Origin of the sequence: Brevibacterium sp. Mu109 (assembly GCF_900169375.1) — a bacterium.
Lineage (GTDB): Bacteria > Actinomycetota > Actinomycetes > Actinomycetales > Brevibacteriaceae > Brevibacterium > Brevibacterium yomogidense_A.
The window spans coordinates 153,629-172,584 of sequence record NZ_FXZF01000005.1 but is presented as its reverse complement, the minus strand read 5'-3'; the positions used below and the strand labels follow the sequence as shown (position 1 = coordinate 172,584).

At 68.9% G+C, this 18,956-nt stretch carries 21 protein-coding genes; 14 read left to right on the top strand and 7 right to left on the bottom strand.

Going from position 1 to position 18,956, the window contains the following annotated elements; genetic code table 11:
* The first annotated feature begins 114 nt into the window (after positions 1–114).
* The 7 genes from BSP109_RS17465 (at position 115) to BSP109_RS04870 (ending at position 5,554) form a co-directional block, all read left to right on the top strand.
* Positions 115–204 (top strand): DUF2516 family protein, encoded by a 90-nt coding sequence (locus BSP109_RS17465; protein WP_219618496.1) that lies wholly within the window; start codon positions 115–117, stop codon positions 202–204.
* Between the two features lie 259 nt (positions 205–463).
* Entirely contained in the window at positions 464–1,336 is an 873-nt protein-coding gene (locus BSP109_RS04895) for an alpha/beta fold hydrolase (protein WP_257944559.1), read from the top strand.
* Between the two features lie 4 nt (positions 1,337–1,340).
* The gene (locus BSP109_RS04890) at positions 1,341–2,114 is read left to right on the top strand and encodes a PIN domain-containing protein (protein WP_101599561.1); all 774 of its coding nucleotides are present in this window, start codon (positions 1,341–1,343) and stop codon (positions 2,112–2,114) included.
* Between the two features lie 9 nt (positions 2,115–2,123).
* Positions 2,124–3,464, top strand: a complete 1,341-nt coding sequence (locus BSP109_RS04885; RefSeq protein WP_101599560.1) for a glycosyltransferase — start codon at positions 2,124–2,126, stop codon at positions 3,462–3,464.
* Positions 3,461–4,021, top strand: coding sequence for a YbjN domain-containing protein (locus BSP109_RS04880; RefSeq protein WP_087008879.1), 561 nt, complete (start codon positions 3,461–3,463; stop codon positions 4,019–4,021). The genes BSP109_RS04885 and BSP109_RS04880 overlap by 4 nt, the downstream gene beginning before the upstream one ends.
* A gap of 140 nt (positions 4,022–4,161) precedes the next feature.
* The gene (locus BSP109_RS04875; RefSeq protein WP_101599559.1) at positions 4,162–4,716 is read left to right on the top strand and encodes a dihydrofolate reductase family protein; all 555 of its coding nucleotides are present in this window, start codon (positions 4,162–4,164) and stop codon (positions 4,714–4,716) included.
* A 91-nt stretch (positions 4,717–4,807) separates the two neighbouring features.
* Positions 4,808–5,554 carry a phosphoglyceromutase gene (locus BSP109_RS04870; protein ID WP_087008874.1) on the top strand — a complete coding sequence of 249 codons (747 nt, stop codon included), beginning with the start codon at positions 4,808–4,810 and terminating at the stop codon, positions 5,552–5,554.
* A gap of 93 nt (positions 5,555–5,647) precedes the next feature.
* Here BSP109_RS04870 and phoU read toward each other — a convergent pair whose 3' ends face one another.
* Positions 5,648–6,310 carry a phosphate signaling complex protein PhoU gene (gene phoU / locus BSP109_RS04865; RefSeq protein WP_087008873.1) on the bottom strand — a complete coding sequence of 221 codons (663 nt, stop codon included), beginning with the start codon at positions 6,308–6,310 and terminating at the stop codon, positions 5,648–5,650.
* A 171-nt stretch (positions 6,311–6,481) separates the two neighbouring features.
* Between phoU and BSP109_RS04860 the strand changes: the two genes are divergently transcribed.
* Together BSP109_RS04860 and BSP109_RS04855 are read left to right on the top strand one after the other, a co-directional pair.
* The gene (locus BSP109_RS04860) at positions 6,482–7,735 is read left to right on the top strand and encodes a cell wall metabolism sensor histidine kinase WalK (protein WP_257944558.1); all 1,254 of its coding nucleotides are present in this window, start codon (positions 6,482–6,484) and stop codon (positions 7,733–7,735) included.
* Entirely contained in the window at positions 7,732–8,412 is a 681-nt protein-coding gene (locus BSP109_RS04855) for a response regulator transcription factor (protein WP_087008870.1), read from the top strand. Before BSP109_RS04860 ends, BSP109_RS04855 begins: the two co-directional genes overlap by 4 nt.
* A gap of 105 nt (positions 8,413–8,517) precedes the next feature.
* Here the strand turns inward: BSP109_RS04855 and BSP109_RS04850 are convergent, their stop codons facing one another.
* Positions 8,518–9,096: a hypothetical protein gene (locus BSP109_RS04850; protein WP_087008868.1), complete on the bottom strand. Its 579-nt coding sequence runs from the start codon at positions 9,094–9,096 to the stop codon at positions 8,518–8,520.
* Positions 9,097–9,364: 268 nt separating this feature from the next.
* Here BSP109_RS04850 and BSP109_RS04845 point away from each other — a divergent pair, with 268 nt between their 5' ends.
* From BSP109_RS04845 to ispF, 4 genes are all read left to right on the top strand, one after another.
* Positions 9,365–9,847, top strand: a complete 483-nt coding sequence (locus BSP109_RS04845; RefSeq protein ID WP_087008866.1) for a CarD family transcriptional regulator — start codon at positions 9,365–9,367, stop codon at positions 9,845–9,847.
* A 111-nt stretch (positions 9,848–9,958) separates the two neighbouring features.
* Entirely contained in the window at positions 9,959–10,543 is a 585-nt protein-coding gene (locus BSP109_RS04840; RefSeq protein WP_087008864.1) for a PaaI family thioesterase, read from the top strand.
* A gap of 4 nt (positions 10,544–10,547) precedes the next feature.
* Positions 10,548–11,384, top strand: a complete 837-nt coding sequence (locus BSP109_RS04835) for a 2-C-methyl-D-erythritol 4-phosphate cytidylyltransferase (RefSeq protein WP_219618495.1) — start codon at positions 10,548–10,550, stop codon at positions 11,382–11,384.
* Entirely contained in the window at positions 11,381–11,935 is a 555-nt protein-coding gene (gene ispF, locus BSP109_RS04830; RefSeq protein WP_101599557.1) for a 2-C-methyl-D-erythritol 2,4-cyclodiphosphate synthase, read from the top strand. Before BSP109_RS04835 ends, ispF begins: the two co-directional genes overlap by 4 nt.
* Positions 11,936–11,948: 13 nt before the next feature.
* On the opposite strand, the gene BSP109_RS04825 is transcribed toward ispF, so the two are convergent.
* The 5 genes from BSP109_RS04825 to BSP109_RS04805 all read right to left on the bottom strand — a co-directional run bounded on the left by BSP109_RS04825 (position 11,949) and on the right by BSP109_RS04805 (position 17,214).
* Entirely contained in the window at positions 11,949–13,322 is a 1,374-nt protein-coding gene (locus tag BSP109_RS04825) for an amino acid permease (protein WP_101599577.1), read from the bottom strand.
* A 119-nt stretch (positions 13,323–13,441) separates the two neighbouring features.
* Complete coding sequence (locus BSP109_RS04820) at positions 13,442–14,122, bottom strand: MBL fold metallo-hydrolase (protein ID WP_101599556.1); 681 nt, start codon at positions 14,120–14,122, stop codon at positions 13,442–13,444.
* Positions 14,122–15,216, bottom strand: a complete 1,095-nt coding sequence (locus tag BSP109_RS04815) for an S-(hydroxymethyl)mycothiol dehydrogenase (RefSeq protein ID WP_101599555.1) — start codon at positions 15,214–15,216, stop codon at positions 14,122–14,124. The genes BSP109_RS04820 and BSP109_RS04815 overlap by 1 nt, the downstream gene beginning before the upstream one ends.
* 271 nt (positions 15,217–15,487) lie before the next feature.
* On the bottom strand, positions 15,488–15,607 hold the full coding sequence (locus BSP109_RS04810) for a methionine/alanine import family NSS transporter small subunit (RefSeq protein ID WP_101599554.1): 120 nt from the start codon (positions 15,605–15,607) through the stop codon (positions 15,488–15,490).
* Complete coding sequence (locus BSP109_RS04805; RefSeq protein ID WP_101599553.1) at positions 15,604–17,214, bottom strand: sodium-dependent transporter; 1,611 nt, start codon at positions 17,212–17,214, stop codon at positions 15,604–15,606. Before BSP109_RS04805 ends, BSP109_RS04810 begins: the two co-directional genes overlap by 4 nt.
* Positions 17,215–17,438: 224 nt before the next feature.
* Between BSP109_RS04805 and cysS the strand changes: the two genes are divergently transcribed.
* On the top strand, positions 17,439–18,938 hold the full coding sequence (cysS, locus tag BSP109_RS04800) for a cysteine--tRNA ligase (protein ID WP_374700135.1): 1,500 nt from the start codon (positions 17,439–17,441) through the stop codon (positions 18,936–18,938).
* Positions 18,939–18,956 lie beyond the last annotated feature (18 nt).

Genomic DNA, 18,956 nt, shown 5'->3' with positions numbered 1-18,956 from the left:
GGCTCGTGCAGGGACAGATCACAACGAACTGGAAGCAGGCCCTCGCGCAGCTGCAGGTGGCCTACCCCGACAGAATCAATCCCTACCTCTGAGAAAGTCCCATACACAAATCTCTTGACACGCCCCATCGCCGTCGCGGTGTACTGGGTGGACGTGCGCCCCGCGCTGCGCAGCGTGGACCCGCGTCGCCGCAACAAGCGCTGAACGACCCGCCGGGACGCCCATGCCGTGGGACCGCCCATGCCGCCAGCCTGCCCATGCCACAGAACCGCCCATGACATGGGGCCGATCGGTCCCTACGCGCGAACCAGCCTGATCTCCTTCAGCCCGTCCACCTCGGCGTCGAGTCCGGGTCTCCCATACCTACCAGCTTTCATCAGACCGCACAGGAAAGAAGTTGTGCGGTCTGATGAAAGCTGGTGGGTGGCGGGTCGCCCCGCAGCGGCTCTCTAGACTGTGGACCATGACGGATCCCTCCTCGTCGGGCACCGCGGGCGACGGTCCCGCACGCATTCGCGCTACTGGCCACAATCGCCCCGTCTCCGACCGCAACCGCCCGGGTGCGGACACCGACTGGATCTCGACGTTCGGCTCCGGCGACCCCGTCACGCTCTTCGCCCACGGCTTCTCCGGCCAGATCCGCGACACCCGCCCCTTCGCCGCAGGAATCGACGGCACCCGCGCGCTCGTCCACCTGGGCGGACACGGCGGTCGACCATCGCCGGGCACAGGGTGGGACTACGGCACGATCGCCTCCCAGCTGTCCACCGCGCTCGCCACCACGGGTGCGACCCGCGCACTCGGCGTCTCCATGAGCGCGGGAGGCCTCGCCCGCCTCCTCACCTCCGGCGACACCCACACCGCAGCGCTCACGAAGGTCGCATTCGTCCTCCCCGCCTCCTGGGCAGGGTTCTCGCCGACACTCAGCGACGCGATCGACGACAGCCTGACCCGTATCCGCAGGCTGCTCGCCGACGGTGACCGCGACGGCCTCGTCGACTACTTCCTCTCCCGCGAGCCCGCCGAGGTCCAGACCCTGGAACCCGCCCGCGCCTGGGCCCGCCAGAAGGTCGACGCGCTGGTCGAGACCGACATGTCCGACGGTGTGGGCCTCGCCGTGAAGATCGCCGTGGACCAGCCCGAGGCCGCAGGCGACTTCGCCGGCGACGTCCTGGTCCTCACCCATGAGGACGATGCGTCCCACCCCGTGGAGGTCGCCCGTGAGTACGCTGCGGCCTTCCCGCGTGCCCAGCTCGAGGTCCTCCCGCCCGGATCGATCCTGTGGCGCGGCCGCACCCGCATCCGCCAGATCCTCACCGACTTCTTCAACGGCTGACCCCATGCCCGACAAGCAGCTGCCCGACATGACGCCCGGAGCCGGACCCGAGACCACACCGCGGACCATGCCCGAGGCGCCAGCCCAGCAGCCGTCAGCCGACCCCTGGCGCGTACTCATCGACACGAGCGTGCTGGCACCGGAGCCGCTGTGGCTCTGGACTCTCGCCCTCACGGATGGGATCCCGGACGACCTCCGCCCGCACCTGGGCGTCTCCCGCGGCGTCCTGCATGAACTGCGGCACGCGCTGCGCCGCATCGACCCGCAGTTCACCCGCGCACAGGCGGATCGAGCGGCGCGTCTGCGCACGGACTCGCTCACGCGCATCGACGACGCCCCCGCCGCTCCGCCCCTGCATCAGCCGACGGGCCAGCCCGCCCACCCATCACTCCACCAACCACCTCGCTCCCACGTGCTGGACCCGGACGACGCCCACCTGGACGCCGCAGCGCTGGCCTGGGGAGCAGACCTGCTCGTCACGGATGACGTCCACGCCTTCGCCCCGATCCCCACCGAGCAGCGGGGCTACTCGCTGCTCACCGCCGATGAGTTCCTCTGCACCCTCGTCGACACCCACACCCTGTCCGTCGCCGAGGCCCTGCCCCGCTACCAGCACCGACTCACCCGGGTGCTGGAGGAGACGAGCGTCGCGGCGTCCGCCGGCTCGCCCAGCCATCGCCTGCGCCGCTCCCGTGCCCATCGCTTCGCCAGGCGCGTCGTCCGAGCGCAGCGTGCGGCGGGGGACGCGGCCGTCTCGCCGCGCCGCGCCGCCGGATAGACTTCGCCCGTGCGTATCGTCGTCCTCTCCCTCCACACCTCACCGGCGGCGCAGCCGGGCACCGGGGATGCCGGTGGGCTGAACGTCTACGTGGCCCACACCGCTGCCCACCTGGTCCGAGCAGGGCACGCCGTGGACATCCTCACAGCGGACCCCGGGATCGCCGATGCCCCCGCCGCGGTCGACCTCGGTGAGGGAGTGCGCCTCCACACCGTCGCGGTGCAGGCGACGTCTAAGGACGAGATGGGCGCCGAGGCCGCGCAGATCGCCCGCCGGATCGCAGACGACCCGGACCTGAGCACGCTGCTCCGGCGGGCCGATGTCGTGTGGGCGCACTACTGGGTGTCGGGCCTCGTCGCGTGCGAGCTGCGCGAGATCGCTGCGGCTGCCACAGCGGATTCCGTCACGGACCCCACCACGAACGCCACCACGAACCCCACCACGAGCCACGCCACGGACCCCACCCCGACGAGGCCGGCGCTGGCGATGTCGTTCCACACGATCGCGGCGGTGAAGGACCGCGATCTGGGGGAGGCGCGGGAACCTGCCGCCCGGCTCGCGGCGGAGGACCGTATCGCCGCGACGGCGGACGTCCTGCTGGCCAACACCGCGTCCGAGGCGCACGACATGGCCGCACTCCTGCACGCACCCCCGGCCCGCATCAGGATCGTCGCGCCCGGAGTCGACACCGACACCTTCCGCCCCGGCCCCGTCCAGGTGGCGCGGCGCGCGATCGGGATGGAATCCGCGGATCTCCTCGTCCTCTGCGTGGGCCGCATGCAGTACGTCAAGGGCACGGACATCCTCCTCGACGCGCTGTCCGACATCGCCGTGACCGAGCCCGTCCTCGCGGGCCGCACCCGCGTCGTCATGCTGGGCGGCGCCTCGGGCGAGGCCGACGAGAGCGGGATGCAGGAGGCGGCCAGGACCTCGGCGGCGGGCAGTCTGGTCGAGTTCCGCGAGCCGGTCCCGGCGCGCGTGCTCGCCGACTGGTACCGGGCCGCGGACCTCGTCGTGGTCCCGTCCCGCTCGGAATCCTTCGGGTTCGTCGCCGCCGAGGCCGTCGCCAGCGGCACCCCGGTCCTCGCCTCACAGGTGGGCGGGCTGACCCACATCGTGCGGCCCGGGGAGTCGGGCGTCCTCGTCGCTGACCGCAGTCGGTACACGTGGGCGCACGCGATCGTGACGCTGCTCGCGGACCCGCTCGGACGGACGCGGCTGGCCGCCGGTGCCGTCGCGATGCGGGAGGAACTCAGCTGGGAGACAGCGGAAGCAGGCATGCTGGACGTGCTGATGGAGCTCGCTGCCCCGTCCGGTGCAGTGGGCGAGGACGAAGGGAGAAGCGCATGACTGACGTCATCGAGCTGGTCCGTCGCTGGGCGGACGACAACGAGGTCGAGGTCGAATCGGTGAGTGCTGAGCAGGCAGTGGTCATCCTGCCGGGTGAGAAGAAGCTCAAGACGAACGTGTCGATCCGAGCGGGCGCGCATGCGGTCGACTTCCAGGCGTTCATCGTGCGGAAGCCGGATGAGAACCGGGAGCGCTTCTTCCAATGGCTCCTCCAGCAGAACGGGAGGCTGGGCGGACTGTCGTTCTCCGTCGACGGCCACGACGACGTCTACCTCAACGCGAGCCTGCCTCCGGAGGCGTTCGCCGCGGACAGCGCGGAGGACGTGCTGGATTCGTACCTGGGTCGGTTCCTGGGGATCGCGGACAAGTCGTTCAACGAGCTGCTGGTGCTCGGGTTCCTCACGAGCATGAAGCGCGAATGGGCGTGGAGGATCGCGCGCGGGGAGTCGACGCGCAATCTCTCTGCGTTCGAGCATCTGGTGTCCGGGGAGGACAACGAGTTCATCGGCACGTTCACGGACCTGGGACCGGGGCCGGAGGACGCGTCCGGCAGCTGACGGCTGCAGGCCGGAGAGTGCAGGTGAGGCCGCCGATGGCTGGTCACAAGTGACCGACTGCCGGCGCGTGAGCGGACCGGAATCCGACCGTCGGATCCCGGCGAACAGCGGTCCGGCGGGGCCGCAGTGGGGAGGTCGCAATGGGGCGACTCGTGTATTCGATGATCGTGTCCGCGGACGGATTCGTGCGGGACGATGACGGGGTCTTCGACTGGGGAGAGCCCGAGGAGGAGGTGCTGGCGGCCATCAACGAGGTGACCGCCGGCGTGGGAACGTATCTCTACGGCAGACGCATGTATGAGCTCATGCACGTGTGGGAGACGGACCCCTCCGCGACCACCCAGTCGCCGGAGTCGGCGGAATTCGCGATGATCTGGCAGCGCGCCCAGAAGGTCGTCTACTCCACGACCCTCGACGAGGTGCGGACGGAGAGGACTCAGCTGCGCCGGGAGTTCGACCCGGAGGAGGTCCGGGCGCTGGTGGAGGCCGCGCCGGGTGACGTGACGATCGAGGGGCCCACGCTCGCGGCGCATGCGCTGCGCGAGGGTCTCGTCGACGCAGTGCACGGCTGGGTGCAGCCGCTCGTGCTGGGGAGCGGGCTGTCGTTCTGGCCGGATTCCCGCATCGATCTCACGCTGCTCCGCGAGCGGTCGTTCGCGAGCGGCACCGTGGAGCTGGTGTACTCGCTGCGGTGAGGGGCCCCGGTGCGTGCCGCCGGTGCATGTCCGCTGGCCCCCGGTGAGACGCGCTGCGGGCGCTGGGCCGGGGCCGTGCCAGAATGTGAGCATGACGTACAACCTTGTGCTGCTCCGCCACGGGGAGAGCGAATGGAACCAGAAGAACCTCTTCACCGGGTGGGTCGATGTGCCGCTCACGGAGAAGGGCCGCGCGGAGGGGGTGCGCGCGGGCGACCTCCTGCGTGAGCACGACCTCCTGCCCGACGTGCTCCACACGTCGCTGCTCAAGCGCGCGATCCTCACGGCGCAGATCGCGATGGAGACGGCTGATCGCCCGTGGGTCGACACGGTCCGCTCCTGGCGCCTCAACGAGCGCCACTACGGTGCGCTCCAGGGCAAGGACAAGAAGGCGATCCGCGACGAGTACGGCGAGGAGCAGTTCATGGAGTGGCGACGCTCCTTCGACACCCCGCCCCCGCCGCTGGACGACTCCTCCGAGTGGTCGCAGGTGGGCGAGGCCCGCTACGGCAACCTGGGTGCGGCACTGCCGCGCACCGAATGCCTGGCCGACGTCATCGTGCGGCTCCTGCCGTACTGGTACGACTCGATCGTTCCGGACCTGCAGCTGCGGAAGACCGTGCTGATCGCCGCGCACGGCAACTCGCTGCGCGCGCTCATCAAGCACCTCGAGGGCATCTCCGATGACGCGATCACCGGACTCAACGTGCCCACCGGCATTCCGCTGCACTACGAGCTGGACGAGCAGACGCTCACTCCCGTGGGCGGCAGGGGCCGCTACCTGGACCCCGAGGCCGCAGAGGCCGCGATCGGCGCGGTGGCGAACCAGGGCCGCTGACCACCGACTGCATGCACGAGGCCCCTCTCCGGAGCGATCCGGGAAGGGGCCTCGTGCGCACGGCGACGGCCGTGCTGGTGGTGAGTGTGCGACTCAGCCGTGGTCGCCGGGAATGAGCTCCGACTTCCACTCGCCCGTGAGCAGGTACTCGATGCGCTGGGCGATCGACACCGCGTGGTCGCCGAACCGCTCGAGGTAGCGCGACAGCAGCGTGACGTCCGCGACCTGCGAGGGGTTCAGGTTGGAGCCGGCGATCTTGGTGAACACCGCGAGGTGCAGGGTGTCGATCGACTCGTCGAGGTCGTCGATCGTCGGGACGGCCTCGAGTCCCGGCTCGGACACGAGTTCACGGATCGCGTGCGAGATGCGCACCGCCGCCGTCGTCATGTCCTTGAAGATCTGCTCGAAGCCCTCGGGCACAGCCGATTCGGGGAAGCGGATGCGCACCTGCTGGGCGACGTGGCGGGCGAGGTCGCCCATCCGCTCGATCGACGCGCTCATGCGCAGCGATGAGATGACCACGCGCAGGTCGTGTGCGACGGGGGCCTGGAGTGCGAGGATCTCTGCTGCAGACTTGTCGAGCTGCAGCTGAAGGCGGTCGATCTCCACGTCACCGGCGATGACCTCCTCTGCGAGTTCGAGGTCGTTGGTCCGCAGCGCCTCCTTGGACTTCTCCATGGCGGCGCTGACCTTCTCGGTCATCTCGACGAGCATGTCGGCGAGTGAATCGAGTTCGTTCTGGAAGACTTCGCGCATTCGGGGGATTTCCTTTCCACAGGGTTCGCGCCGGGGCGGGCACAGATCCATCGGTTACTCTCGCACCGCTGCGTGAACCGCTCCTGGCCTGTCGGTGAACCTTTGCCATCATTCTAGGCGTTGGCCGCTCCCATGACGCCCGCGCCCCCGCCATCGGTCTAGGCTGGGAGCGTGGACCTGCTCATCGTCGCCGTGCTCACGGGAACCGTGGGGCTGGGGCTCGGCATCGCCGGGATCCTGGCCTTCCGCTTCTCCGAGCACAGTCGCAGCGCCGCGGACCTCCATTCGGACAACGAGCTCCCGGACGGCATCGCGGAAGTGCTCGCCGTGCTGCCCAGCGCCGCGATCGTCGTTGACGCGGGGGACGACGTCGTGAAGGCCTCGCCCGCCGCCTATACCTTCGGGCTGGTCCGCGGGCATTCGCTCGTGGCCGACACCCTCGCCGAGGTCGTCGAGCGCGTCCGTGCGCGCGGGCTCATCGAGGAGCTCGACTTCGAGCACGCGATCGCGTCGTCCGCGACGCCCCGCTTCCTCCATGCCCGCGTGGCCGCGCTGGGCTCCGCGTTCGTCGTCGTGCTCTGCGATGATCAGACCGAGGCCCGTCGCGTCGACGCGGTGCGCCGCGACTTCATCGCGAACGTCTCCCACGAGCTCAAGACCCCGATCGGCGCGGTCTCCCTCCTCGCGGAGGCCGTCACCGAATTCGCCGACGATCCCGAGGCCGTGGCCCGGTTCGGCTCGAAGATGCAGCGGGAGTCGACCCGGCTCACGCAACTCGTCAAGGAGATCATCGACCTCTCCCGGGTGCAGGACCACGAAGTGCCGGCGAGCCCGGAGCGCGTCCCCGTCGCCCGGGTCGTCGAAGAGGCGGTGGACCGCGCCCGCACCGTGGCCGACGGCAAGAACATCGAGCTGTCCGTGCTGCACGGCGGCGACTGGTACATCGAGGGCAGCTTCGAGCTGCTGGTCAACGCAGTGCGGAACCTGGTCGACAACGCGATCCACTACTCCAATGAGGGAACACGGGTGGGCGTGGGCGCCAAGCTCGAGGACGAGCGCGTCGCGATCGCCGTGACGGATCAGGGGATCGGCCTCAGCACCGAAGACACGGAGCGCGTGTTCGAGCGCTTCTACCGAGTCGATCCGGCCCGCTCGCGCATGACCGGCGGGACCGGGCTGGGACTCAGCATCGTCAAGCACATCGTCGCCACCCATGGCGGTGAGGTGCGCGTATGGTCGAGACTGGGTCAGGGGTCGACCTTCACGATCCTGCTCCCGCAGGCGCACGCAGAGGACATCACCCCGGGTCTCGCGGAAGCCGCGCGGCAGGGGATCCTGATCGACTCCAGCGCGGACGACGCGGCGCAGCATGCCGTCGACTCCGCCGCGGATGGAGAGTACACACATGGAAGAGGAGCATCGTGACGCGCATTCTGCTAGTCGAGGACGAGGAATCGTTCTCCGACCCGCTGTCGTACCTGCTGGGCAAGGAAGGGTACGAGGTGACCGTCGCGGCCGACGGGCTGCAGGCGATCAGCGAGTTCGACCGGGCGGGAGCGGACCTCGTCCTGCTCGACCTCATGCTGCCGGGGGCATCCGGGACGGAGGTCTGCCGACAGCTGCGCGCACGGTCGACCGTGCCGATCATCATGCTGACCGCGAAGGATTCGGAGATCGACAAGGTCGTGGGGCTGGAGCTGGGCGCCGATGACTACGTCACGAAGCCGTACTCGTCGCGCGAGCTGCTCGCCCGCGTGCGTGCGGTGATGCGACGCAACGCGGAGCAGACGGACCTCACCGACTCCGTGATCGAGGCGGGCGGTGTCCGCATCGACGTCGACCGGCACGTCGCATCCGTCCGCGGCGAGGAGATGTCGCTCCCGCTCAAGGAGTTCGAGCTGCTGGAGATGCTGGTGCGCAATGCCGGCCGCGTCATGACGCGCGGTCAGCTCATCGACCGCATCTGGGGCCAGGACTACGTGGGCGACACGAAGACGCTGGACGTGCACATCAAGCGTCTGCGGGCGAAGGTCGAGGAGGAGCCGTCCTCGCCGAGCCTGCTCGTCACCGTCCGCGGCCTCGGCTACAAGTTCGAGGCCTGAGAGCCGACCCGCGGCACCCGCAGCCTCACGAGACCCCGCAGCCTCACGACGAAGGGCTCGGAAGGAGTGATCCTTCCGAGCCCTTCCTCATGCGTGGCGTCTGGTTCAGCCTCCGGCCGTCGCAGCTCCTTCGGTGCCTTCGGCGCCCTCTGCAGCTGCGCCTTCCTCCGTCGGATCCGTCGTGGGCTCTTCCGCGCCGCTCGTGGGGACGAGGTCCGCGTACTCGGGGAGCGAGCCGTCGAGCACCTGCACGGCGATCGTCTCGGATTCGCTGCCGACCGTCACCTCGACGTCGAACAGGGAGCCGACCTCTTCATCGAGACCGCTGATGATCGCCGGTTCGGCGTCCGATGCGGGGTTCTCCGGGTTCTGGCTCACGACCTCGTCCGGCTCCACCGTGTGGTTGTAGGTCTCCGGACCGACTTCGAGCGTCACGTCGCGGGGCTCATCGGCGCCGTTGATGACGGTGTAGAAGACCTGGGCGTCGCCCTCCTCGCTCTGGAGGAGGAGCAGTCCCCGGATGTCGACGCCCTCGAGGTCCTCGCGGGACCAAGCGCCGTCACCACCGTGGTACTCATAGTTCGCTGTCTGATCTGCGGACAGCATGTTGGCACAGCCGCTGAGGGGTGCGATGGCTGCGATCGCGGCTGCGGCCACAGTCAGGCGCGCGGTCCTCTTCTTCACGATCCGGGCTCCTTGGACGGTACGACGACACGGAACTTCGCAGTCATCCTATCGCTCTTTCGACCTGACGTAGAACTCGCTGCGATTCCGCTGGCAGAACCATGGATTCCGCAGGTCACAGGGGTGCCCCGCCGGACGAGGGCGGCGATCGCGCGCGTGTCCGCATGGCGAGAAGCGCCGGACCTTATCATTCTGTTCATGTGAACCGCATCATTTCTGCGGCGCGTCACATGTTAGACTTGGGTACTGCGAAAGGGGTTCACAGAATATGGCATTTCAGGTCGGCGACACCGTCGTCTACCCCCATCACGGGGCTGCGACTGTCCAGGAGATCAAGACTCGCGCGATCAAGGGAGTGGAGAAGCTCTATCTGAAGCTGCAGGTGTCACACGGCGACCTCGTCATCGAGGTCCCCGCTGAGAACTGCGACCTCGTGGGTGTGCGGGACGTCGTCGGTGAGGAGGGCCTGGAGAAGGTATTCCAGGTCCTTCGTGCGGAAGTCACGGAAGAACCCACGAACTGGTCCCGCCGCTACAAGGCGAACCTGGAGAAGTTCCAGTCCGGCGATGTCATCAAGGTAGCAGAGGTCGTCCGCGACCTCTGGCGCCGCGAGCAGGACCGCGGACTGTCCACCGGTGAGAAGCGCATGCTCGCGAAGGCACGGCAGGTGCTCGTGTCCGAACTCGCACTGGCGGAGAAGAAGGAAGAGGAGGAGGCAGAGGCGATGCTCGACGAAGTCCTCGCCTCCTGACGTCCCCTCATCCGCCCCCGCGGCGGAGCGCACCGGCCGATCACCCCACCAGGTGGTCGGCCGTTCGCATGCCGCACCCGCACCGACCCCCGCACTGACACCGAGGACCACATGACGCCGTCACCCATCGCCCCGTTCACGGAACTCACCGCGCGGCTCAGCCGTGAGCTCATGACCGCACTCGTCACCGAAGACGACACGGACGCACTCGCCCGGCAGGTCGCCGGCATCGCGGAGCAGCTGACGCGGGCGGCCGCAGCGCCGCACGCCGTCACCGTCGAGGACCCGCACACCACGCCCAACCACATCACGGGCGACATCACCCCCGCGTCGTCCGCGCGCAATCCGATCGCGCCGCCCATGAGCATCGTGCCGGACGGGGACGACTACCGGTGCGACCTCATACTGCCGCTCCAGTACCAGGGCCCTCCCGGCCGTGTGCACGGAGGAATCGTGGCCCTGCTCATTGATCACATACTGGGCCATGCTGCGAACTGGAACGCGGAGAAGCGCTCCTTCACCCGCTCACTGACGCTGAACTACGACGCAGGCACGCCTGTGGGGGAGCCGCTCACCGTGCGCGGCCGCATCGCCCGGGTGGAGGGTCGCAAGAAGTTCATGGAGGCGGAGATCCTCTGCGACGACGTCGTGCGCGTGCGAGCAGAGGGTCTCTGGATCTCCCCGCGTGAGACCTGATCCCGTGTCTACGGTGCTCCTCATCCCCGCCGCGGGGTCCGGCACCCGGCTGGCTGCCGGGGTGCCCAAGGCGTTCGTGCCGCTGGCCGGACGGTCACTGCTCGCCCACGCGGTCGAAGGCGCCGTGCGCTCAGGCGTGATCGACGCGATCGTCATCGCCGCTCCGTCCTCGCTGGTCGAGGACGCACGACGGATCGCGGAGACCGCCGCCGAGGCCCCCGCCGGCTCAGCGGACGACGCGGACGACCCGGACGACCCGGACGGCTCCGGTGCGCACTCAGTCCCGGTCTCAGGCTCAGCCCCGGTCCCCATCAGCGTCGTCGTGGGCGGTGCCGACAGAGTGGTGTCCGTCGCCGCAGCACTGGCGGTCGTGCCGGAGGCGGACCTGGTGCTCGTCCACGATGCCGCGCGCTGCCTCACCCCTGCGTCTGTCTACCACCGCGTCGTCGCGGCACTGGCGGAGGGTGCCGCGGCCGTCGTCCCCGTGCTGCCGATGACTGACACCGTGAAGACCGCGACGGATGCGGGCACCGTCGTCGGCGACCTCGATCGCACCGCCCTGCGCCGGGTCCAGACCCCTCAGGGCTTCGTCCGGGACGTCTTGGTGGCCGCACACGATCTCCAGCGCACGGACCCGGATGCCTCCGCCACCGATGATGCGGGGCTGGTCGAGCGCCTCGACATCGCCGTCGTCGGCGTGCCCGGTGACGAGGCCGCACTCAAGATCACCCACCCCATCGACCTGCGCATCGCAGAGCTGTACGTGACGGGTGATCTCGACGCGACACCGGACACTGCCGCAGCCCGCACTCCAGATCATGCACGAAGGAGAATCGAATGACCGATGCACCTGTCCCGGCGCCCGGGGTCCCCTCACCGCAGGGCCCCTCTCCGGAGGTCCCTTCGGCCGTGCGGCTGCCCCGGGTGGGCGCGGGGGTGGACGTGCATGCGTTCTCGACCGACCCGCAGCGGCCCATGTGGATGGCCGGACTGCTCTGGGAGGGGCAGGCAGGGCTGGAGGGCCACTCGGACTCCGACGCCGTGGCCCACGCCTGCTGCGATGCGCTGTTCGCGGCTGCCGGCATCGGTGACCTGGGGGCGCACTTCGGGACGGACCGTCCGGAGCTGTCGGGGGCCTCGGGCGCGGTGCTGCTGGCAGAGGCGGCCCGGCTGGTCCGGGCGGCAGGCTTCGAGATCGGCAACGTGTCCGTCCAGGCCGTCTGCGTGCGGCCGAAGATCGGCACCCGCCGCGACGAGGCCCAGCGGGTGCTGAGCGAGGCCGTGGGCGCTCCGGTGTCCGTGTCGGGCACGACGTCCGACGGACTGGGACTCACCGGCAGGGGAGAGGGCGCCGCCGCGATCGCGACGGCACTCGTCGTGCCGATGGGCTGAGGCGCGGAGTGGCTCAGCCCTCGTCGACGTCCAGCCGCGAGCGCTTGGGGCTGCTCACCGCATGGTCGGCAGACTGCACTCCCCGTCGGGTCGCGAAGCGTCCGAGGACCAGGAGCGCGGCGAAGAGGGCGAACGTGAGGAGCAGCTGCGTGCGGACGTCGGGGACCGTGAAGCCCAGCACGATGATCACGACGAGCCCCGCGAGCGTCGCCCACGACAGGTACGGGAACAGCCACATCTTCAGCGGGAGCTCCTCACCGGCCTTCTCCGCGCGGGTGCGCAGGATCAGGTGGGCGATGATCGCGGACAGCCACGTGACGATGAGTGTGGAGCCGACGATGTTGAGGAGGAGCCCCAGCACCGCCTCGGCCCAGAAGTAGTTCAGCAGCACGGCGACGAAGCCGAACGCGACGGACATCCACACGCCCAGCGACGGCACCGCGCGCTCATTGAGGCCGCCCATGCGGCGGGGCGCCATCCCGCGCTGCGCCAGCGAGTAGAACATGCGCGAGGCGCCGTACATGTTGGCGTTGAGCGAGCTCAGCAGCGCGGCGACGATGATCATGCCGATGATCGCGGCGAGCACGGGGAGTCCGGCGCGGTTGAGGACGGCGACGAACGGGCTCTCGAGCAGGGACGGGTCGTCCCACGGCAGTGCGAGCACCATGATGCCCACGGAGCCCATGTAGAAGAGCAGGATCCGCCAGAGGATCGTGCGGGTCGCGGAGCGGATGGATCGCTGGGGCTCCGCGGTCTCCGCCGCGGCGACGGCCACGATCTCGATGCCGCCGAACGCGAACACCACCACCAGCAGTCCCGCAGCGATACCGCCCAGGCCGTTGGGCATGAACGCGGTCTGCGTGATGTTCGTAAGCCCCGGGCTGTCCGCCGGCGTCCAGCCCAGCAGGAACGCGACGCCCAGGGCGAGGAACAGGAAGACGAACGCGACCTTGATGAAGGAGAACCAGAACTCGAACTCGCCGAAGTTCTTGACGCCCCACAGGTTGATCCACGTGAAGAGCACCATGAACGCGAGCGCGTAGCCCCACTGCGGGAACAGGGGGACGACGCCCGCCATGATCTGCGCGGCGGCGGTCGCCTCCGCGGCGACGACGAGGCAGAGGGTGATCCACCACAGCCAGCCGACGGCGAACGCGGCGGACGGGCCCAGCGCCTTCCCCGCGTAGTAGGAGAACGCGCCGGGGTTCGGGTCCGCTGCGACCATCTCCCCGAGCATCCGCATCACCGCGATGACGATGAGGCCGGCGATGGCGTAGGACACGAGCACGGCCGGTCCCGCGGCGGCGATGCCGGCGCCGGACCCCACGAAGAGTCCGGCGCCGATCGCGGATCCCAGACTCATCATGATGAGATGCCGAGGACGCATCGCGGCGCGGAGTCCGCCGCCCGACGCGCCGCCCGCCTCGCCGACCGGCTGGGACTGTTCGCTGTTCGAAGGCTGGCTCTTCACAGCCCTGATCCTAGGGCAGGGCTGCTGTCAGCGGGTCACTCCCCTCGGTCCAGCCATTCCTGCAGGTGCGGCATCTCGCCGCCGATCGTCGTCGCGTCGCCGTGGCCGGTGAAGACGACCGTGCTGCCGGGCAGCTCGAAGAGCGTCTCCGCGATCGATGCCACGATCGTCTCGAAGCTCGAGTACGAACGGCCCGTCGCACCGGGTCCGCCCTGGAACAGGGTGTCCCCGGAGAACAGGACGGGGCTCGAATCCGACGCGCCCTCCGGCAGGACGTCCTCCGGGATGCGCAGGGATTCGCTCACGTAGAAGCACGTGGACCCGGGGGAGTGCCCCGGCGTGTGGAGCGCGTTGAGGTGCACGCCCGCCACGAAGTACTCCGAGCCCGGCTCGATGGCCTTGTCCGGGCCCTGGTCGGGGAAGACCATGTCCCACAGCACGCGGTCGTCGGAGTTGAGGTGGATCGCCGGTCCTCCCAGCGCCTCCTGCGTCTCGAAGACCGCGCGGATGTGGTCGTCGTGCCCGTGGGTCAGGAGGATGGCCTTGACCTTCCGCTCTCCCACGGCGGCCGCGACGGCCTGCGCGTCGTGCGCGGGGTCGATGACGATGACCTCGGAGTCGTCGCCGATGATCCACACGTTGTTGTCGACGTCGAATGTGCCGCCGTCCAGGGAGAACGTGCCGGACGTGACGATCCGCTCGATGCGTGCACTCATCAGAACTCCACCACCGATCGCAGGACGTCGCCCTGCTTCATCTTCGAGAACGCCTCTTCCACCCCGTGTACTCCGATCCTCTCCGTCACGAAGCCGTCCAGGGGCAGCCTGCCCTGCTCGTACAGATCCACGAGCATCGGGAAGTCGCGCTCCGGCAGGCAGTCGCCGTACCAGGAGGACTTGAGGCTGCCACCGCGGCCGAACACGTCGAGCAGCGGTACGGACAGCTCCATGTCCGGGGTCGGCACGCCCACGAGCACCACGGTGCCCGCGAGGTCGCGCGAGTAGAACGCCTGGCGCCAGGTCTCCGGTCGTCCGACGGCGTCGATGACGACGTCCGCGCCGAATCCGCCCGTGAGCTCCTGGACCGCGCTCACGACGCCGTCCTCGTCGAGGTCCGACGCGTCGATCGTGTGCGTGGCCCCGCGCTCCTTCGCCCAGTCGAGCTTCTTCGGGTCGCGGTCGATCGCGATGATCGTGCCGGCGCCTGCAAGCCTCGAGCCGACGATCGATGCCATGCCCACACCGCCGCAGCCGATCACGGCGACCGACTGGCCGCGCGTGACGCCGCCGGTGTTGATCGCCGCGCCGATGCCGGCCATCACGCCGCAGCCCAGAAGGCCCACGACGGCTGGGTCTGATTCCTGCACCTTCGTGCACTGCCCGGCGGCGACCAGTGTCTTCTCCGCGAACGATCCGATGCCCAGAGCTGCCTCGAGCTCTGCGCCGTCCTCGGCCAGGGTCATCTTCTGCGTGGCGTTGTGGGTGTCGAAGCAGTACCAGGGCTCACCGCGCTTGCACGCACGGCAGATGCCGCAGATCGCGCGCCAGTTGAGGATGACGAAATCGCCCACCTCGACGTCGGTGACGCCTTCGCCGATCTCGGAGACGACACCCGCGGATTCGTGCCCGAGCAGGAACGGGAAGTTGTCGCTCACCCCGCCATCGCGGAAGAGCAGATCGGTGTGGCACACTCCGCAGGACTTCACGTCGACGACGACCTCACCGGGACCGGGGTCCGGGATGACGATGTCGACAAGCTCTACGGGAGCGCCCTTCGAGCGGGAGATGACTCCCTTGACCGTTGACGGCATGAGGCTCCTTTCGACCACACCCCAGGTGGGGTGTGCGGGAACGGGTCACCGCCAGCCTATCGACGGTGACGGGCGTTGGACAGTGAGGGGCTGAGCGTTCCGGCCCGGATGACCCCGAGACCGGGGCCGGACCACCCCGAGGCAGGGTCGGGGCCACCCCGGGACTGGGCCCGGACGACCCCGAGGCCGGGACCCGTGCCGCGCGTGCGGCACCGGACCCCGGCCTCGGGAACGGTGGTCCGGCTGTGGTGCCGGTCCAGTGCGGGTGAGGTCAGTCGACCTCGCCCGTGGTGGCGTCCGGGTGGCGGCGCAGGTGCAGGATCGACCAGACCAGACCTCCCCAGACGGTGCCCAGTGAAACGACCATCATGACGACGGCTGCTGCGCTCATGCCTTCTCACCTCCAGAGGTCAGCGTGCGGGTGCGGGCCGTACTGGTCCCGGTCGCGGTCCCGGCTTCGGCTTCGGCTTCGAACTCCGCCCGCGCTTTGTCGACGCGATCCAGGCTCTTCTTGGGCCACGGGATGATGCTGACGAGGAAGGACACGTACGCGAGTGCGGCGATGAGGCCCCAGCCGAACAGCAGCAGGTGCCATGTCGGGTATCCCTCGTAGCCCTCCTGCGCGTACGTGATGATCTGCTGGATGAGCATGAAGCCCAGGACGATCGGGGTGACGACGGAGACGAAGACGATCCACGTGCGGCCGACCTTGAACGACGAGACGCCGTTGAGGTGATCGCGCAGCTGTGGCAGGCCGACCAGCAGCCAGCCCACCGCGATGATGGCGGTGAGCGCGATGCCGACGATGCCGATGTTGTTCGTGAACGCGTCGATGGTGTCCAGCACGCTCAGGCCGGTGGCCGTGGGCATGATGAGGATCGAGACGACGGCCATGAGGCCGCCCACGATCACGGTCGAGGTCCGCTCGCTGATGCCCGTCTTGTCCGCGATCGCGGCGATGGGCACCTGGATGATCGAGACGAGTGACGTGAGGCCGGCGAAGATCAGTGTGAGGAAGAACAGGACGCCGAAGATCGCGCCGCCGGGCATCTGGCTGATGATCGTCGGGAACGCGATGAAGGCCAGGCCCACGCCGTTGCTGACGACCTCGTCGACGCCCGTGCCCGCAGTGTGGGCCATGAATCCGAGCGCGGCGAAGACTCCGACTCCGGCGAGCATCTCGAAGCTGGAGTTCGCGAAGCCCACGACCAGGCCGGAGCCCGTGAGGTTCGTCTTCCGCTTCAGGTACGAGGCGTAGGTGAGCATGATGCCGAACATGATCGACAGGGAGAAGAAGATCTGTCCGTAGGCGGCGATCCAGACCGACGGGTCCGTCAGTGCGGCCCAGTCGGGGGTGAACAGTGCGTCGAGGCCGGCGGCGGCGCCCGGGAGGAACAGCGAGCGGACCACCATGATCGCGAAGACGACGACCAGGAGCGGCACGAAGATCTTGGAGAACCGAGCGATGCCGCTCTGCACGCCGGCATAGAGGATGACGAGGCAGACGACCCAGACGATGATGAGCGGGATCATCACTCCGGGCACGAAGTCGCCGGAGAGTCCGGCCTCGCCGCTCTGCTGGAGGTATTCGCCCATGAAGAAGCCCTCAGCGTCGTCGCCCCACGCCTGCGTGAAGGAGAAGCCGGTGTACGACACCGCCCAGCCGACGATCACGGCGTAGTAGATGCCGATGAGGGTCGCGATGCCGGTCTTGAACCAGCCGATCGGCTCTGCGGCCCGGTGGAGGGATCGGTACGCCAGCGGTGCCGAGGAGCGCGCTCGATGGCCGATGGCGTAGACCACGAACAGCAGCGGGATCCCGGCTGTCAGGAGTGCGATGAGATAGGGGATGATGAAGGCGCCGCCGCCGCTGTCATAGGCCACGTAGGGGAAGCGCCAGATGTTCCCCAATCCGATCGCGGATCCGATCGCGGCCAAGATGAAGGCGGTGCGGCTGACGAACACCTGGCGTCCAGGTGCCTGCTGTGCCGGCGACATGAAGTGTGGTCCTTTCGTCCGAGTGCGACTCTGCACTGAGGTGTGAAGTGTAAGTCGCGACCGGGCACTCACTGTGAATAGTGCCTCAAGTGTGGCACAGATCACCGCGAATGGTGTAAGTTTCGCACGCTGGGTGCGCCTGGGTCCGTCGGGAAGCGCTCTCGGCGCTGATGAGTGCACGCGAGGCAAGCCCCGTGTGCGGTCCTCTCGGTACACTTACGGACGTGATACGACTGCACAGCACTGCCACCGGAGATCTGATCCCCCTCGAGCCCGTCCGTGACGGCGAGGTGGGGATCTACGTCTGTGGTGCCACAGTGCAGGGAGCGCCCCACATCGGGCACATGCGCTCTGCGGTCGTCTTCGATCAGCTGCGTCGCTGGCTCACCTACCGCGGTCTGCGCGTGACGCTCGTGCGCAACACGACGGACGTCGACGACAAGATCCTCACGAAGTCCGTCGAGGAGGAGCGCGAGTGGTGGGCCCACGCCTATCACTACGAGCGGGTGTTCACCCGGGCCTATGAGGCGATGAACGTCCTGCCGCCCACGTACGAACCGCGTGCGACAGGGCACATCACGGAGATGATCGCGCTGATCGGCCGGCTCATCGAGGCAGGGCACGCCTACGCGGCGGACGACGGGTCCGGGGACGTGTATTTCGATGTGCGGTCGTGGGCGGACTACGGAGCACTTACCCACCAGAGCGTCGACGACATGGCGGACGCCGCTGACGCGGATCCCCGCGGCAAGCGCGACGTCCGCGACTTCGCGCTGTGGAAGGGGCACAAGGAGGGCGAGCCGGACACCGCGTCGTGGGGGGCTCCCTGGGGGCGCGGCCGGCCCGGCTGGCACATCGAGTGCTCCGCGATGTCGACGAAGTATCTGGGTGCGGAGTTCGACATCCACGGCGGTGGGCTCGACCTGCGCTTCCCGCACCACGAGAACGAGATGGCCCAGTCCAATGCCGCCGGCGATGCCTTCGCCCGCATCTGGATGCATTCCGGGCTGCTCAACGTGGGCGGCGACAAGATGTCGAAGTCGTTGGGCAACTCCGTGTTCGCGCACGACCTGCTCGAGGCGTTCCCGGCGGCCGTTCTGCGCTACTTCCTGTCCACGGCCCATTACCGGTCGACGCTCGAATTCTCGCCGCAACTCATCGAGAAGCAGCGGACCGCCTACGACAAGCTCGCCGGATTCGTGGCGCGTGCCCGGGAGGTGCTGGGTGCGGAGGCACCCGCCGCGCCCGAGGCCGCGGTCGGCTACGACTCCCGCGTCGCGGATGTGCCCGACGAGTTCGCGGTGGCGATGGATGAGGACCTGTCGATCCCACGGGCCCTGTCCGTCGTGTTCTCGACCGTGCGCGACGGGTCGAAGCTGGTCGCCGCGGCGAAGGTCGGCGGACTCGGCGACGCCGACCGCGCGCAGCTGGTGCAGCTGCTCGCGCAGGTCGAGCTGATGCTCGACATCCTCGGGGTGAACCCCACCGACCCGGCGTGGGCCGGTCAGGCGGACGGGGCCTCGGCGACGGAGGGTTCCGGCGACGACGATCCGGTGCGGGCGGCGCTCGACAGCCTGGTCGACCTCGTCGCGCACCAGCGGCTCGACGCGAAGGCGGCGAAGGACTTCGCGACCGCGGACGCCCTCCGTGACCGACTTCGGGAGGCTGGCGTCCTCATCGAGGACACCCCGGATGGCTACCGCTACGACCTGGCTCGGGACTGACGCGGCCGCGCGCCGCTC